At 60.2% G+C, this 13803-nt stretch carries 13 protein-coding genes, 1 tRNA gene and 1 pseudogene; 7 read left to right on the top strand and 8 right to left on the bottom strand.

Annotated elements, in window-relative coordinates:
- The first annotated feature begins 1 nt into the window (after nucleotide 1).
- The 6 genes from mepA to NKI29_RS28330 all read left to right on the top strand — a co-directional run bounded on the left by mepA (nucleotide 2) and on the right by NKI29_RS28330 (nucleotide 5869).
- On the top strand, nucleotides 2-1093 hold the full coding sequence (gene mepA, locus NKI29_RS28355; RefSeq protein ID WP_031212369.1) for a penicillin-insensitive murein endopeptidase: 1092 nt from the start codon (nucleotides 2-4) through the stop codon (nucleotides 1091-1093).
- Between the two features lie 121 nt (nucleotides 1094-1214).
- On the top strand, nucleotides 1215-2240 hold the full coding sequence (locus NKI29_RS28350) for a glucokinase (RefSeq protein WP_352570181.1): 1026 nt from the start codon (nucleotides 1215-1217) through the stop codon (nucleotides 2238-2240).
- 119 nt (nucleotides 2241-2359) lie between these two features.
- Nucleotides 2360-4219, top strand: a complete 1860-nt coding sequence (locus NKI29_RS28345) for an ABC transporter ATP-binding protein (RefSeq protein WP_352755896.1) — start codon at nucleotides 2360-2362, stop codon at nucleotides 4217-4219.
- Entirely contained in the window at nucleotides 4216-5049 is an 834-nt protein-coding gene (gene dapB, locus NKI29_RS28340) for a 4-hydroxy-tetrahydrodipicolinate reductase (RefSeq protein ID WP_352570177.1), read from the top strand. Before NKI29_RS28345 ends, dapB begins: the two co-directional genes overlap by 4 nt.
- 41 nt (nucleotides 5050-5090) lie before the next feature.
- Complete coding sequence (locus tag NKI29_RS28335) at nucleotides 5091-5711, top strand: 2,3-bisphosphoglycerate-dependent phosphoglycerate mutase (RefSeq protein ID WP_352570175.1); 621 nt, start codon at nucleotides 5091-5093, stop codon at nucleotides 5709-5711.
- A 73-nt stretch (nucleotides 5712-5784) separates the two neighbouring features.
- Nucleotides 5785-5869 (top strand) — tRNA-Leu (locus NKI29_RS28330).
- Nucleotides 5870-5999: 130 nt separating this feature from the next.
- Here NKI29_RS28330 and NKI29_RS28325 read toward each other — a convergent pair.
- The 8 genes and pseudogenes from NKI29_RS28325 to NKI29_RS28290 form a co-directional block, all read right to left on the bottom strand.
- The gene (locus tag NKI29_RS28325) at nucleotides 6000-6113 is read right to left on the bottom strand and encodes a hypothetical protein (protein WP_352798005.1); all 114 of its coding nucleotides are present in this window, start codon (nucleotides 6111-6113) and stop codon (nucleotides 6000-6002) included.
- Between the two features lie 85 nt (nucleotides 6114-6198).
- Nucleotides 6199-6333: pseudogene (locus NKI29_RS28320) on the bottom strand (DUF4087 domain-containing protein); the annotation flags it as partial.
- 127 nt (nucleotides 6334-6460) lie between these two features.
- Nucleotides 6461-6961 (bottom strand): hypothetical protein, encoded by a 501-nt coding sequence (locus NKI29_RS28315; RefSeq protein ID WP_352570171.1) that lies wholly within the window; start codon nucleotides 6959-6961, stop codon nucleotides 6461-6463.
- A gap of 117 nt (nucleotides 6962-7078) precedes the next feature.
- Nucleotides 7079-7486 (bottom strand): lysozyme inhibitor LprI family protein, encoded by a 408-nt coding sequence (locus NKI29_RS28310; protein WP_352570169.1) that lies wholly within the window; start codon nucleotides 7484-7486, stop codon nucleotides 7079-7081.
- A 105-nt stretch (nucleotides 7487-7591) separates the two neighbouring features.
- Entirely contained in the window at nucleotides 7592-9904 is a 2313-nt protein-coding gene (locus tag NKI29_RS28305) for a lysozyme inhibitor LprI family protein (RefSeq protein ID WP_352798002.1), read from the bottom strand.
- A 39-nt stretch (nucleotides 9905-9943) separates the two neighbouring features.
- A complete protein-coding gene (locus tag NKI29_RS28300; RefSeq protein ID WP_352797999.1) occupies nucleotides 9944-10939 on the bottom strand; it encodes a PDZ domain-containing protein in 996 nt (331 codons plus the stop codon).
- A gap of 113 nt (nucleotides 10940-11052) precedes the next feature.
- Nucleotides 11053-11493, bottom strand: a complete 441-nt coding sequence (locus NKI29_RS28295) for a hypothetical protein (RefSeq protein WP_352787818.1) — start codon at nucleotides 11491-11493, stop codon at nucleotides 11053-11055.
- A 37-nt stretch (nucleotides 11494-11530) separates the two neighbouring features.
- Nucleotides 11531-11923: a hypothetical protein gene (locus tag NKI29_RS28290; RefSeq protein ID WP_352797997.1), complete on the bottom strand. Its 393-nt coding sequence runs from the start codon at nucleotides 11921-11923 to the stop codon at nucleotides 11531-11533.
- Between the two features lie 584 nt (nucleotides 11924-12507).
- On the opposite strand from NKI29_RS28290, the gene NKI29_RS28285 reads away from it, so the two are divergent.
- Nucleotides 12508-13797: an ABC transporter substrate-binding protein gene (locus tag NKI29_RS28285; protein WP_352797996.1), complete on the top strand. Its 1290-nt coding sequence runs from the start codon at nucleotides 12508-12510 to the stop codon at nucleotides 13795-13797.
- The last annotated feature ends 6 nt before the right edge of the window (nucleotides 13798-13803 follow it).

The following is a 13803-nucleotide window of genomic DNA, read 5'->3' as shown; positions in this document are numbered from 1 at the left end:
CTTGGGAAAGACGTTAAAGCGAGCCTTGCCGGGCAAAACACTGCTGCTGACGGCAGCTCTGGCCGTCGCCGGCCTGACGCTTGCAGCGCAGACGGCGAGCGCCGAGCAACGGGCAAAAGACCTGTTTGGCGCCAAAGAGCTGCCGGCAATCGCAACAGCGCAATCGATCGGCTTTTATTCCAAAGGCTGTTTTTCCGGCGGCGTCGCCCTGCCCATGGACGGCCGGCACTGGGAGGTGATGCGACCGTCGCGCAATCGCCGCTGGGGCCATCCGGCAATGATCGCGCTGATCGAGAAACTGTCGCGCGACGCCGCTGCCGACGGCTGGCCGGGCCTGTTGATCGGCGACATTTCGCAGCCGCGCGGCGGGCCGATGCTGACCGGCCATGCCTCGCACCAGATCGGCCTCGACGCCGACATCTGGCTGACGCCGATGCCCGACCGCAAGCTCTCGGCCGAAGAGCGCGAAAACATCAGCGCTACCTTGATGGTCGATGAAAAAACCCATCTGGTGAAGGACGGCCTGTGGACGCCGATGCACACGCGGCTGTTGAAGCGCGCCGCGAGCTATCCCGAAGTCGAGCGCATCCTGGTCAATCCAGGGATCAAGAAGAAGCTCTGCGACACGGTCAAAGGCGACCGCAGCTGGTTGCGCAAGGTCAGGCCGTTCTGGGGCCACGACTACCACTTCCACATTCGCATCGGCTGCCAGGCTGGATCACCCGACTGCAAGGCGCAGGAAGCGACGGCGCCGGGCGATGGCTGCGACCAGGCGCTGGCCTGGTGGTTCACCGAGGGGCCGTGGCGCCCCAACAAGAACCCGGACAAGCCGAAGGCACGCGACGTGATGACGATGGCGAACCTGCCCAGGCAATGCCAGTTCGTGCTCGACGCGCCGGCTCCGGCCACGGCCGAAGCAGTCACCTACTATGGCGACGGCGTACCGATCGCGGCAGAACCCGCTCTCGCGGCAGAACCTTCGCCGCCGCCGACGGTCGCAGCCGGCGCGGCAGCGCTTCCGGCCTCAGCGAACGCCTTTGTGGCGACCCCCGAGATCGGCATTCCGCTGCCGCGGCCACGACCGGGGCACTGATGCGGGCAGCGTGTTTGCTGTCTGCATCCGTGCATCTCCACTTCGAAAACCGATTTCCCTTTTTGCGGTCATGCGCTAGTCAACGAGAGAACGGCGATACGCGTCGGGAACGGACGAGAGCATGCCAGGCGTAAGCGACGACGACACTCTGTTGCGATTTCCGATCCTGATCGGTGACATAGGCGGCACCAATGCGCGCTTCTCGATTGTGCTCGACGCGAATTCCGAGGCCGGCGAGCCGACGATCGTCCAGACCGCCAACTTCAATACGATAGACGAGGCGATCCAGGCGGCCGTGCTCGACCGCTCGTCGGTCCGGCCGAATTCAGCTGTGCTGGCGGTAGCAGGCCCTGTCGAGAGCGACGAGATCCCGCTTACCAATTGCCCATGGATCGTCAAGCCGAGACAGATGTTCGCCAGTCTCGGTCTCAGCGACGTCGTGGTGCTCAACGACTTCGAGGCACAGGCGCTGGCTGTCGTCGCGCTCGGCGAAGAGCATATGGAAAAGATCGGCGGCGACGAGCCGGAACCGAATTCCGGGCGGGTGGTGCTCGGCCCGGGAACCGGGCTCGGCGTCGCCGGACTGGTCTATGCGCTGCATCACTGGATACCGGTGCCCGGCGAGGGCGGCCATATGGATATCGGGCCGCGCTCGCCGCGCGATTTCCAAGTGTTTCCGCATATCGAGAAGCTCGAGGGCCGCATCTCCGGCGAACAGATCCTGTCCGGGCGCGGCCTGGTCAATGCCTACCGGGCGGTAGCCAAGGCGGACGGCAAGCCGTCGCCCTTCACCACGCCGGCCGAGGTCACCGCCGCGGCGCTGGCAAAGAACGATCCGGTGGCCGAAGAGGCGCTGTCGATCTTCGTCACCTGCCTGGGACGCACCGCCGGCGACCTCGCTCTGGTGTTCATGAGCCGCGGCGGTGTTTTCCTCACCGGCGGCATCGCGCAAAAAATCCTGCCGGCGCTGCGCATCGGCAATTTCCGCGCCGCCTTCGAGGACAAGGCGCCGCACAGCGCCCTGATGCGCAGCATGCCGGTCTATGTCATCACCCATCCGCTGGCGGCGCTTTTAGGGCTGGCCGCCTATGCCAGAAATCCGTCGGTGTTCGGCGTGCAGACGGCGGGGCGGCGCTGGCGGGTCTAGAATACAAGCTGCGCCGCGACGAAGTTTCGCCGTCCTCGGCCATAGGCAAGCCGCCATTGGAGCGTTAAGAGGTTGCCGAATTGCAGCCCGGCCGGACCGAAACCACAAAGCGCTCCAACTTGACACTTCCAGCACCAACTAAAGGGAAAGTCCGTCCCAGCGAGATCGTGGCGGTGATTCGCCGCATCGTCGCCGAGAACAGCCGCGATTATCGCTGGTACTATGCTCTTGCCGTGCTTTGCCTGGTGACGATCGCGGCGACAACCGCCTTCACAGCCTGGATCATGAAGGATGTCATCGATCAGATCTTCTACCAACAGCGCGGCGATCTTATCGCGCTGATCAGCGTGTCGATCCTGGCCGCCTTCATGCTGCGCGGGCTGGCCAGCTACGGCCAGGCAGTGACGCTGGCCAAAATCGGCAACAATCTGGTGGCGCGCTATCAACGCCGCATCTTCGACCACCTGATGAAGCTCGGCGTCAGCTTCTTCAACGACACCCGCTCGGGCCGGCTCGCCGCGCAGATCAACGAGAACGTCAACGGCATCCGCGATCTCCTGTCGATGACGCTGACATCGCTGGCGCGCGATGCCGTATCGCTTGTCGCGCTGGTTGGCGTCATGATCTGGCAGGACCCGATGCTCTCGGCGATGTCGCTGCTGGTCGGGCCGCCCTTGATCTACAGTGTCACCTATCTGATGCGCCGGGTGCGTCGCATCACCCGTGAATCGGTGCAGATCAACTCGCGGCTGATCGGCGCGATGCAGGAAGCGACGCAAGGCATCGCTATCGTCAAGGCCTTCACCCTGGAAGACGAGCTGTCGCGCCGCATCGGCGGCCTCGTCGCGGGCGCCGAGCAGCGGGCAAACAAGATCGCCCGCGTCTCGGAACGGCTGACGCCGATCTCCGAAATGCTGGCCGGCTTCGCCGTCGCCGGTGTCATCGCCTATTCCGGCTACCGGGCGACCGTCGGCGGCCAGCCGCCGGGCGCGGTGTTTGCCTTCATCACCGCCCTGCTGCTTGCCTATGACCCCGCTAGGCGGCTGGCGCGTATGCAGGTCGGCATGGAAAAGTCGCTGGTCAATGCGCGCATGATCTACGAGCTTCTCGACCTCGAGCCGCAGCAGGGTGACGTGCCGGGAGCCGCCGAGGCGAAATTCACCTCTGGCGAAGTGCGCTTCAACAACGTGTCCTTCCGCTATGTCGAAGAGGCGCCGGTCCTGCAGGATTTGAGCTTTGTCGCCGCCGCCGGCAAGGTGACCGCCATCGTCGGCGCCTCGGGCGCCGGCAAGACGACGCTGGTTGCGCTGCTGCAGCGCTTCCACGACGTCGAGTCGGGCAGCATCGAAATCGACGGCCAGGACATTTCAAAGGTCACCAAGCATTCGCTGCGCGGCTCGATCGCCTATGTTTCACAGCAGCCTTATCTGTTCGAAGGCACCATCCGCGACAACATCCGCTACGGCAGGCTGAGCGCCACGGACGCCGAGATTGAACGCGCCGCGCAACAGGCCGCGGCCGACGATTTCATCCGCCAGCAGCCGCAAGGCTACGACACGCCGGTCGGCGAGAACGGCGTGACGCTGTCGGGCGGCCAGCGCCAGCGTGTATCGATTGCACGCGCTATCGTTCGGCAGGCGCCGATCCTGCTGCTCGATGAAGCCACCTCGGCGCTCGACAACGAGGCCGAGGCCCGCGTCCAGGAAGCGCTGACCCATGTCATGGAAGGGCGCACCACCATTGTCATCGCGCACCGGCTGTCGACGGTGGTCAATGCCGACCATATCATCGTGCTGGAGCAGGGCCGGCTGGTCGAACAAGGCACGCATGCCTCGTTGATGGCTGACCCGCACAGCGTCTATGCCCGGTTCCACCGGGTGCAAGGCAGGAAGGGGCTGGGGCTTGTCGATGACGGCGAGCCAATCCAGAGTGCGGCGGAAAATGGTCGCGCGAAAATGGCGGCCGGGAGACATTCATGAGTGACACGCCGACCGTTAGTGAAATGGGCCTGGTGGTGGTGGGCGCGGCCGGCCGCATGGGCCAGGCGCTGATCCGCGCCATCCACACGATACCGGGCGCCCGCGTCGCCGGCGCGATCGAGCGGGCCGGTTCGCCCCATATCGGCAAGGACGCCGGCGAGCTGGCCGGCGTCGGCAGGCTCGAGGTGGCGATCGGCGACGATCCGCTGCCGGCCTTCGCCAAGGCCGACGGCGTGCTCGATTTCACTACGCCGGCGGCGACCGTCGAATTCGCCGGCTACGCGGCGCAGGCGCGCATCGCCCATATCATCGGCACCACCGGCTGCTCGGCCGAAGACAATGCCGGGATCGCGGCGGCGGCACGGCACGCGACGATCGTCAAGTCAGGCAATATGAGCCTCGGCGTCAATCTGCTGGCGGTGCTGGTTGAGCAGGCGGCGCGCGCGCTCGATGCCGACGATTTCGACATCGAGATCCTGGAAATGCACCACCGGCACAAGGTCGATGCGCCATCGGGCACGGCGCTGCTGCTCGGCGAAGCCGCCGCTGCCGGGCGTGGCGTAGCACTTGCCGGCAACGATGTTCGCGTGCGCGACGGCCATATCGGCGTGCGCAAGGCAGGCTCGATCGGTTTCGCCAGCTTGCGCGGCGGCTCGGTGGTCGGCGACCACAGTGTGGTGCTGGCCGGTACCGGCGAGCGCATCACGCTCGCCCATCATGCCGAAGACCGGGCGATCTTCGCCCGTGGCGCGGTCAAGGCCGCCCTGTGGGCGCGCGGCAGGAAGCCGGGACTGTATTCGATGCGGGACGTGCTCGGCCTGACAAGCTGATCCACAAGATTGGCTGATCCACAAGATTTGAAGGAGCAAATATGTCGAGAACTCTCGTGCTCGTGCGCCACGGCCAGAGCGAATGGAACCTGAAGAACCTATTTACCGGCTGGCGCGACGTCGACCTGACCGAACTGGGCCATGCCGAAGCCAAGGCGGCCGGCGCCAAGCTCAGGGCGCGCGGCATGAAGTTCGACATCGCCTTCACGTCGTCGCTGATCCGGGCGCAGAAGACCTGCCAGCATATTCTCGACGCCGTTGGCCAGAGCGAGCTCGAGACCATTCGCGACCAGGCGCTGAACGAGCGCGACTATGGCGATCTCTCCGGCCTCAACAAGGATGATGCGCGCAAGAAATGGGGTGAGGAGCAGGTGCATGTCTGGCGCCGCTCCTATGACGTGCCGCCGCCCGGCGGTGAAAGCCTGAAGGACACCGGCGCGCGCGTCTGGCCCTATTACCTGCACGATCTGCAACCGCATGTGCTGCGCGGCGGCACCGTGCTGGTGGCGGCGCACGGCAATTCGCTGCGCGCGCTGATCATGGCGCTGGACGGCAAATCGGGCGAGGAGATCGTCAAGCTCGAGCTCGGCACCGGTGTGCCGATCATCTACACGCTCAACGCCGATTCCACGGTGGCGTCGAAGGAAGTGCTGGAGCATTGAGCCGGAGAAGGAACGCGGCTTTCAAAAAAGCGCGTTGACACTCATCCCTCGCCCGCTTAATGAGCGCGCACCAGCCCAGATGGCGGAATTGGTAGACGCGCACGGTTCAGGTCCGTGTTCCGCAAGGAGTGGAGGTTCGAGTCCTCTTCTGGGCACCAAATTCCCGCTTCGAACCGATTGATGCGGTTTCAGAGACCCAAGAAAAAGCCCGGTTTGCCGGGCTTTTTCTTGATCCAATGCTCTAGGCTGCCCTACCGTCAGCCATGGCATCCACAAGATATCTAACAATTATCCGTCCGGGTTAGGCAGCGATCTGTCGTTGCGACAGCGCAGCAGCGGAAGGACTTGGCCCGAGATCACTCTGGTGATCTTCTGTTGCTTGGCGTTGGTTACGACGTTCATGCACGCACATCCGTAGCGTGTGGCCCGAACCAGGCACATTGGTCTCGACGAATTGCCGCTCGTCAAAGGCCGGCACATTGTCGATGCCTTTGGGATCCGGGCGTCCCTGCATCTGGATCCACCAATCCCCGTCACTGTCGGTCAGGACGAGGTTGCCGGGTGTCGGGCTGGAGTACCAGCCACAACGGCGCTCGGCATAGGCGGCGGCAGACAAGGACATGATGGTCAGGCAGAAACAGATTGCGAACAATGGGCGCATGAAATCTTCACGTCCCTGAAATAAAGCAGGTCATGCCGTCAACGATCTGCGTTGACGCCGGTAACGAGGCGACATGACTTTGCAGCCCTTATGGCCTTAATTTCGTGTCCACATTTTCTTCAATCAACCCGCAATGAAGCGTCACAGGCTTCCTTTGGACATCACTTAGTGGACCGTCGATGAAATCGCAGCTGAGCAGATTGTCCGGACTGCTCTTGCGCGCCGACGCGACGTTGACGTTGACCTCGGGAGGGCCCGCGAGCCAGTCGAGACGCTTCGTGTCGACCTTTGTGCCGCTGATGCGGGCGTGGCCCGCTGTGCCCGCTATCTCGACCTCTTCGTCCTGCGGCGTGAGATCGATCTGGCCGACTTCGTTGGCATGCTTCTCGGCGCTCCGCTTCGGGTCACCGTAATAGGAGGCGAAGACAACGATCCTCTCTTTGTCAGCCGCGAGCTTGGCGGCTGCTTTCTTGGAAAGCGTGACGTTAACGTCGAAGCTCATGTCAGTCTGGGCTGTTGCCGGCACGGCACATGCCAACAGTACAGATGCCGCAATTGTCATTGCGAGCGACGATCCATAGCGTTTCACAATCCACCTCCCTCAAGTCCCTCACGCAATGATGATGCCCCTCGCATCCTTTCATGTCTGGCGGCGACGTCACGCTCGCCGCCGGCTTCATCGTGATCCGATCAGCTGTGGCATGTGTCAGTTCGCGGCCGGAACAGGGCAGCTCATGTCACCTTCCTGGCATTTCAGATAGCCTTCGAAACCTTTGACACGGGATTGTGTCAGGCCGTCCTTGCACTGCGCGATGAGCATTGGCATCATGCTTCCTCCGGCCGCGCCTGCGGTCTGGAAACTGCACTCCGCGTCGCGAAACTTGCCCCAATCCCGCTGTGCCTGAACAAGAAGCTTCTTGGTATCCGCATCGTCCTTCAGGCGGGCTTCGATCTGCTTGTAAAGCTCATTGAGCTTCTTGTCGGATTTTTGGAACTCGGCACCGAAGCACTGGTTCATGGTGGCCTGATCCTTGGCCTCGGCGCACTTGTCCTTGGCAAGGGCGAATGTCGGCGCAGCCAGAACCGCGGCAGCAGTCAGTATCGCTATTTTCATCGATTTCCCTTTCCGGTTGCAGTCAAGCTCTTAAGTTGCTCAGCCCCGCCTTATGTTCTCTTCAGCTATCCGTCATTGCCACGGTCGGCCGTGCCCATGGCCTGATTATCTGGTTTTCATTGGATCAGCTTTGCCACCTTCGGCGACCGTGACGGTGCCGACCTTTCCTGAGCCGGTCAGTCTGCCGCCCTCCTTGACCGTGACTTTGCCGGAGACCTCCCCGTCAACGACAAGCAGTCCCGAGACGGAAACGTCACCAGTCAACAATCCGGTCACGCGCAACTCCGCCCCAGACGCCACTTCGGTTATGCCCGAATATTTGTTCTTTCCGCTCAGCGTCAGCTTGCCGCCGGCGACCACGAGGCCGCCGCTGTCGCCGGCGTCATCATAGTTCGCGATGGTTCCATCAAATTGCCCGTCGGCTTCTGTCAGGATCAGTCTGCCCGCACCCAGATAGACCTCGCCTTTACCGCTAAGGTTGCGAATGGCCGTATCGTTCAGGGAGTGCGCCACCCCCCAGGGCTTCAGATAGTTTCCTTTCTGATCGATGTTGAGCACACCGTCGACCATGACGCGCGAGGAATGCTCGATGCTGCCCGGCCCGGCCAGAGTAAGATACCCATCGGCCGCGATATGGGTTGTGCCGGTGTAGGTATTGGCCCCGGTCATACGCACGTCCGCATCCTTCTCGATCGTGAAGTCGCCGGCGCCGGAGACGATGCCGGCCAGTCCGAGCCATCCGTTGCTTCCAGCATCGCTGGTCGCGCGATTCAACTGCACTTGATCCTTGGCAGCCGCGTCTGTCGTAAAGTTAGCACCGCTGACAAAATAGGGTGAATATGCGGTCGTCCTGTTTTCCAGATCATTCATTATTGAATTGGACTCGAAGAATGGCAGACCGAGAATGAGACCGCCGACTTTCATCTCATCGCTTTGGCGGAGAATGTTGACATCATCATATTCACGGTTATTTATACCATCATCGAATCCAAAAAACTTGAAGTCGACTATCTCATCACCAAATTCAGCAATATGAAATCCTCTCGACTGAAGCTTATTCAAAATAGATTCTGTTGTAATATAAATAAAGCTTGTCGTTCCTGTATCCAATAAAACAGGTCCACTGAAATCAACCGATTGCTTCTTTCCCTTATGGTCAAAGGAAATTTTATAACGGTAAGACCCTTCGTACTGACTGGATGCATTCGCGCCTGATCGCGGGAAGCGTCTCTGGAGGAATTCGTAATCCAGTTCGCCCCACGGTATCAGGGCCGTAAACTGGGATCTCAGACTGGGGGACAAATTCAGCGTCAGGCAGGGAGCGCAGCCCGGTGTCGTCCTCTTTCCAAGATTTGCATTGGCGGAGACCACATAGCCGCTTTGCGTCTGACTGCCAGGAGCGGCGGTCTGGTCCCCCTTGTCGATAAAATCGCCGGCTCCAAAGACGCCGTAAAACGGCGCCTCGTTACCGGGTTCGCCATTCTTCATGCTCTTGCGCGCATCAAGATCCGCATAAACCGGCGTATCGCCATGGTGGCCCACGGGCTTTTGCGTCACATTCGCATCCTCGAAGTCGCCGAAATCCTTGGTGAAGACGTAATCCACCACCCGACCTACGCTAAAGCCGCCGTCAATGGTTACGGCAGGCTCCGAGGGATCATCTGGATCGTAATAGGACAGGCTGTCGACCCGGGCCTGTTGTACCCAACCTCCGTAGGTGCCGTTTCCATAGGGGTACATTTCGGGCTTGCTGCCGCGCACCGGCTCTACGCCAGGGACACTCGAATCGATCTCAGCGTTGAACTCATCCGACCCGGTGTCGAATTCGAACAGACGAGGCTTGGCACCATTGATGCCCATCACGATCCCGAGTTTGTGGTAGATGACTTCATCACTGCCGGTTCCGAGGTGCCCAACAACATGTTGCAATGGAATGGGTATCGGGTCGGCAGCCTGGGCAAGGCCGGTCTGGCCGTTCTCCTCGGCCACGGCAGGTACGGCATGTGATGTGTTCGCTGCCGGAACGGGGCAGCTCGCATCGCCTTTCTGGCAATTCAGGTATCCCTCGAAATCTTTGACACGGGATTGCGTCAGGCTGTCCATGCACTCCGCGATGAGCGTTGGAATTGCGCTTTCTCCGGCCGCTCCTGCGGTCTGGAAACTGCACTCTGCGTCGCGAAATTTGACCCAATCCCGCTGTGCTTGAACGAGAAGCGTCCTGATATCCGCGTCGTCGTTCAGCCGGGTTTCGATCTGCTTGTAAAGCTCGTTGAGCTTCTTGTCGGATTTCTTGGACGCGGCATCGGCGCACTCGTTCGGGTCGGCCTGGTCCTTGGCGGCGTCGTAGCATTTGTCCTGGGCAAATGCGAAAGCCGGCATGGCCAGAACGATGGCAGCGGTCAGCATCGCGGTTTTCATCGATTGTCCTCGGTCTAGAACTGCCGGCACGGTCGGCCGTTAGTTGGCATCGTCATCGTCCGATCCGTCAGCGTCGTTACTGTCATCCGACGCATCGTCATTACTGTCGGTGCTGTTTTCGTCATCACCATCTGCCGACGGGTCGTCATCGTCATTCTGATCGCTGGAATCGTCCTGATCATCGGAATCATTGTTGTCAGTGCTGTCATCCGACGCATCGTCATCCGTGCTATCGTCGTCGGTGTCGGTGCTGTTCTTGTCATCATCACCGTCTGTTGAGTTTTCATCGTCGTTCTGATCGCTCGAATCGTCCTGATCGGAACTGTTGTCGTCGGTACTGTCGGCCGGGTTATTGTCGTCAGTGTCGGTGCTGGTATCGTCGTCGTCAGCATCGGGAGAAGACACATTTGCGTCCGGATTGGCGTCGCCAGGCTGCGAGTCGTCCGCGCGATAGCTCGTGTCATTGAGGCCCGTCTCCATCTCGTCGTCATACTCATCGACGATCTGTGTCCACACCTCTCGATTGTCGACGCTCGTCCATTGCGAAATATTGTCGACCGAGATGTTGGTGTTGAAGTTGTTGACGGTGATGTTGGTGTTGACCTCGACGACATCTGCGACTTCTGTCCCGCGGTTCACGCCAAACAGGAAACTGGTGGCACTCACGGCAAGGGCGGCCCAAACGAGTCTGTCGACATCAACCGGCGTCGAAATCGGTTGATGCCGCACTGTGGCAAGCACGTCACCCGGTCGGATGCCTTGCCGCGCGGCAACGCCATGGGGTGCAACGGCCAAGACATACACCCCGCGAAGCTTGGGCGGGATCTGGTAGCGGTGCCGAGAGGCGTGGTTGATGGGTATCAAAACCGCGTTAAGAGCCCGGGAAACATAGGGTTTCGGCAGATCATATTTGCTGGCATACGCAACATTGATCGTGTGCGGGACAGCTACACTCACAACAGCCGTCATTTTCACTGAAGTTGCCAATGCACGGGCGAACTGCATTATCAGTCTGGATTTTCGAACGGTTTGCATTTTGCACGTCCTGCAGCTGATGATTGGAGTCGATCTCAGAGCCCCGGCGCCCCGGAGCGCTCACCAATCATTCTCCCCCTGCACCAACGGTCAGCGGCAATCTCAATCGATCATCACCGTCGTTCCGTAACTGTCTCGGCAAAACACTTTGCCAGGTCTTGCGGCGCTCCGAGCTTCTTCGCCCAGGATACCAGTTCAGGTTTTTCCGACGGCTCGGCATAGCCGCCCCACACGTCGCGAAACTGCTTCTTTCCGTCGACTGTCTGGAAGAACATCACGCCGTCGTCGCTCACGGGCGTGGAGACGTAGGCGGCGCTCCAGCTGCCGCTCTCCATGATCGTGAAGAACTTTGCCTGAGCGGGCTTGAACTTATTGGTCATCGCCGAGACGACGAGAGGGGCATATTCCTGCTTGCGCGCCTTCGTCACTTCGACCTTTATACCGTCACAGGCGTTATTCGCAGCGAAAGCGGACGTCAGCGCCACTCCCAACCCCGCAAGGCCGACCATGACGATTTTGACACGTCGACGGATGAGACCGTTCAATTCAGACATGAGTGGCTATCCTCTTCGTTGTTCGCTGCAGGGGCCATTAATCGGAATCGTCGTCGTCTGATGAACTGTCGTCGTCCGGTGTATCGACCTCGCAGCCGATGCCGCGGCAGCCTTGGTAATTGCCTTGCATGTCGAAGTTCGGATTGCCTTCTCTGTCGTACTGCGGTCTGTCGTCGATGCTTTGATCCCCGTCATCAGGATCGTCGACTTTACATCCGAGCCCATGGCAGCCGATGTAACGGCCCCTGGTATCGAAGTTGGGATTGCCGCTCCTGTCGAACTGCGGCCGGTCATCAATCTTTCGGTCCCGTTTATGAGGCCGATCAACCAGGCAGCCCGATCCGCGGCAGCCATCGTAGCCGTCGTCGGTGGTACAACCGGCGATCGCCACCAAAGCCGTGACCAGGGTCGCATAGATTACGAATTTCATTGTTCATTCCTCCGACTGCCTGGCGGCGGACATCGTCCATATCGGAAGGCCATTGCAGGCGGCGATCCCCGCCTTTGCCGCGAAGGCTGGCGCCAATCGGAGGAGTGCAAAGCTTCGCCGGCCATCAAACGAGAGCTAGGCTGTGGGCGATGCATTCGACGACTTCGCCGACGGTTGCCGTAATCTCTTACGTGGGAGGGAACGCTCCCAGCGGGGGCCGCCGCATTAGCGAGTGTCAATATTCCTCTCCATGCTTAGTGCCCCGTCCGCCCAAGCATGTTTCAACGATCCGCTGACGCGGCTGTGCTTCCAAGAAATGCATCCGAGTCAGCCTATGACAAGGACAAATCCCAATATCGCAGGATTGAATTTTGCAAATGCTTAATAATTCGGAATCAACACGGACTATCTTAGCATATACTGAAATGTGATCAGTAGCACGATTTCGGAATGCTTCCTTAGTTTTGTTCTCATTAAGCCGAGTTAGTACAAGTAATATTCTATGTTGTTGTGAATTTTGTGCCAGCTCTACAAAAAAGGCGAGACGATACCACACCTTATACGATCGCCCTAATCGCGATCTATTGTGGTATTTTTTCGAACCCAGCCAACCGTTGCGAGGGCCGAAAGAAACGCGCCCCTTTGCCCGACTTTTCAACGCTGCGGCGTGCCAAATAGGGGCGCAGTGGGGGCGCCGCGGCCGCGTTGTGAGCATCTTCCCAGTCGGATTGTCATCGGGTAGCGTGCAGGGGCGGCACGTGAAGGCGCTCTCTTTGGCGAATGCACTGCTGCACCTTCAGCAGTTGCCCGTCAGAAGATGGGGCTGGTGTCACAACCAGGTGCTTGCCGCGACAGATTGTTCCCGTCGCGGTTCATTTCAGCACCGAAGCGAGGGGGAAGAGATGCACAACCGATTTCGGCAGTGCCTGCGGAAAGTGTCGCTGGCGGCATTGACGATGCTGGCGCTAAACATCCCGGTCCACGCGGCTGATCTCGTCATTGCAATGCCGAACTGGCCGTCGGGCCAGGCGACGGCAAATATCCTCAAGGTCAGCCTGAAGGAAAATTTCGGGCTCGATGCCGACGTGCGCGAGATGGGGACGCTTATTGCCTTTGCCGGTCTCAATTCTGGTGAGGTGGATATTCATCCCGAAATCTGGCTGCCCAATCTGGACAATCTGGTGAAGAAGTATGTGGACGGGGCCGGCACGGTGGCCATCAGCCCTATCGGTGTGCCGGCATGGCAAGGCATATGCGCTACGCGTGAGGCAGCCGACAAATTTGGAATTCACGACGTTTCCGACCTCAGCGATACGAAGAAAACCGCCGCGTTGGATACTGATGGCGACGGACGTGGCGAACTCTGGATAGGCGCTGAGGGTTGGTCCTCGACCGCTATCGAGCGCGTCCGCGCCAACAGCTATGGTTATGCCAAGACGATGACCTTGCTGGAGACGCCCGAGGATGCCGGAATGGCGGCTGTCGATGCCGCGGTCGCCACGGATCATCCAATGGTGTTTGCCTGCTACGCGCCGCACTACGTCTTTGAGCTGCACGACATTGTCCGGCTTACCGAGCCGCCCTTTGATCCGGCAAAGTGGAAGATCGTACTGCCGTCAGAGGACCCGCTCTGGGTCTCGAAGTCCAGCGCGCCGGTATCATGGGATACCGCACATTTCCATATCGCCTACGCCACCTCGCTACGCAATAAATATCCGAAGGTGGTGGCGTTCCTGGAACGGTTCGAGCTGAAGCCCGAGGAAATCACCAAGACGAGTTATGCGCTCCAGGTAGAGCGTCAGGATCCTTACGAATACGCCAAACAATGGGTTGCCGCACAAGGCGCACGGGTGCACGGGTGGGCAAATCCATGAGCGGAA

Source organism: Mesorhizobium sp. M0678 (genome assembly GCF_040320505.1).
In the GTDB taxonomy this organism is placed as follows: domain Bacteria; phylum Pseudomonadota; class Alphaproteobacteria; order Rhizobiales; family Rhizobiaceae; genus Mesorhizobium.
The sequence above is the reverse complement of the archived record's forward strand: the minus strand, read 5'-3'. Positions and strand labels throughout refer to the sequence as shown.

Excerpts from the sequence above, each read along its gene's own strand:
- NKI29_RS28350 (WP_352570181.1), top strand. The coding sequence starts at position 1,215 with ATGCCAGGCGTAAGCGACGACGACACTCTGTTGCGATTTCCGATCCTG.
- dapB (WP_352570177.1), top strand. The coding sequence starts at position 4,216 with ATGAGTGACACGCCGACCGTTAGTGAAATGGGCCTGGTGGTGGTGGGC.
- NKI29_RS28335 (WP_352570175.1), top strand. The coding sequence starts at position 5,091 with ATGTCGAGAACTCTCGTGCTCGTGCGCCACGGCCAGAGCGAATGGAAC.
- NKI29_RS28325 (WP_352798005.1), bottom strand. The coding sequence starts at position 6,113 with ATGAACGTCGTAACCAACGCCAAGCAACAGAAGATCACCAGAGTGATC.
- NKI29_RS28310 (WP_352570169.1), bottom strand. The coding sequence starts at position 7,486 with ATGAAAATAGCGATACTGACTGCTGCCGCGGTTCTGGCTGCGCCGACA.
- NKI29_RS28305 (WP_352798002.1), bottom strand. The coding sequence starts at position 9,904 with ATGAAAACCGCGATGCTGACCGCTGCCATCGTTCTGGCCATGCCGGCT.
- NKI29_RS28300 (WP_352797999.1), bottom strand. The coding sequence starts at position 10,939 with ATGCAAACCGTTCGAAAATCCAGACTGATAATGCAGTTCGCCCGTGCA.
- NKI29_RS28295 (WP_352787818.1), bottom strand. The coding sequence starts at position 11,493 with ATGTCTGAATTGAACGGTCTCATCCGTCGACGTGTCAAAATCGTCATG.
- NKI29_RS28290 (WP_352797997.1), bottom strand. The coding sequence starts at position 11,923 with ATGAAATTCGTAATCTATGCGACCCTGGTCACGGCTTTGGTGGCGATC.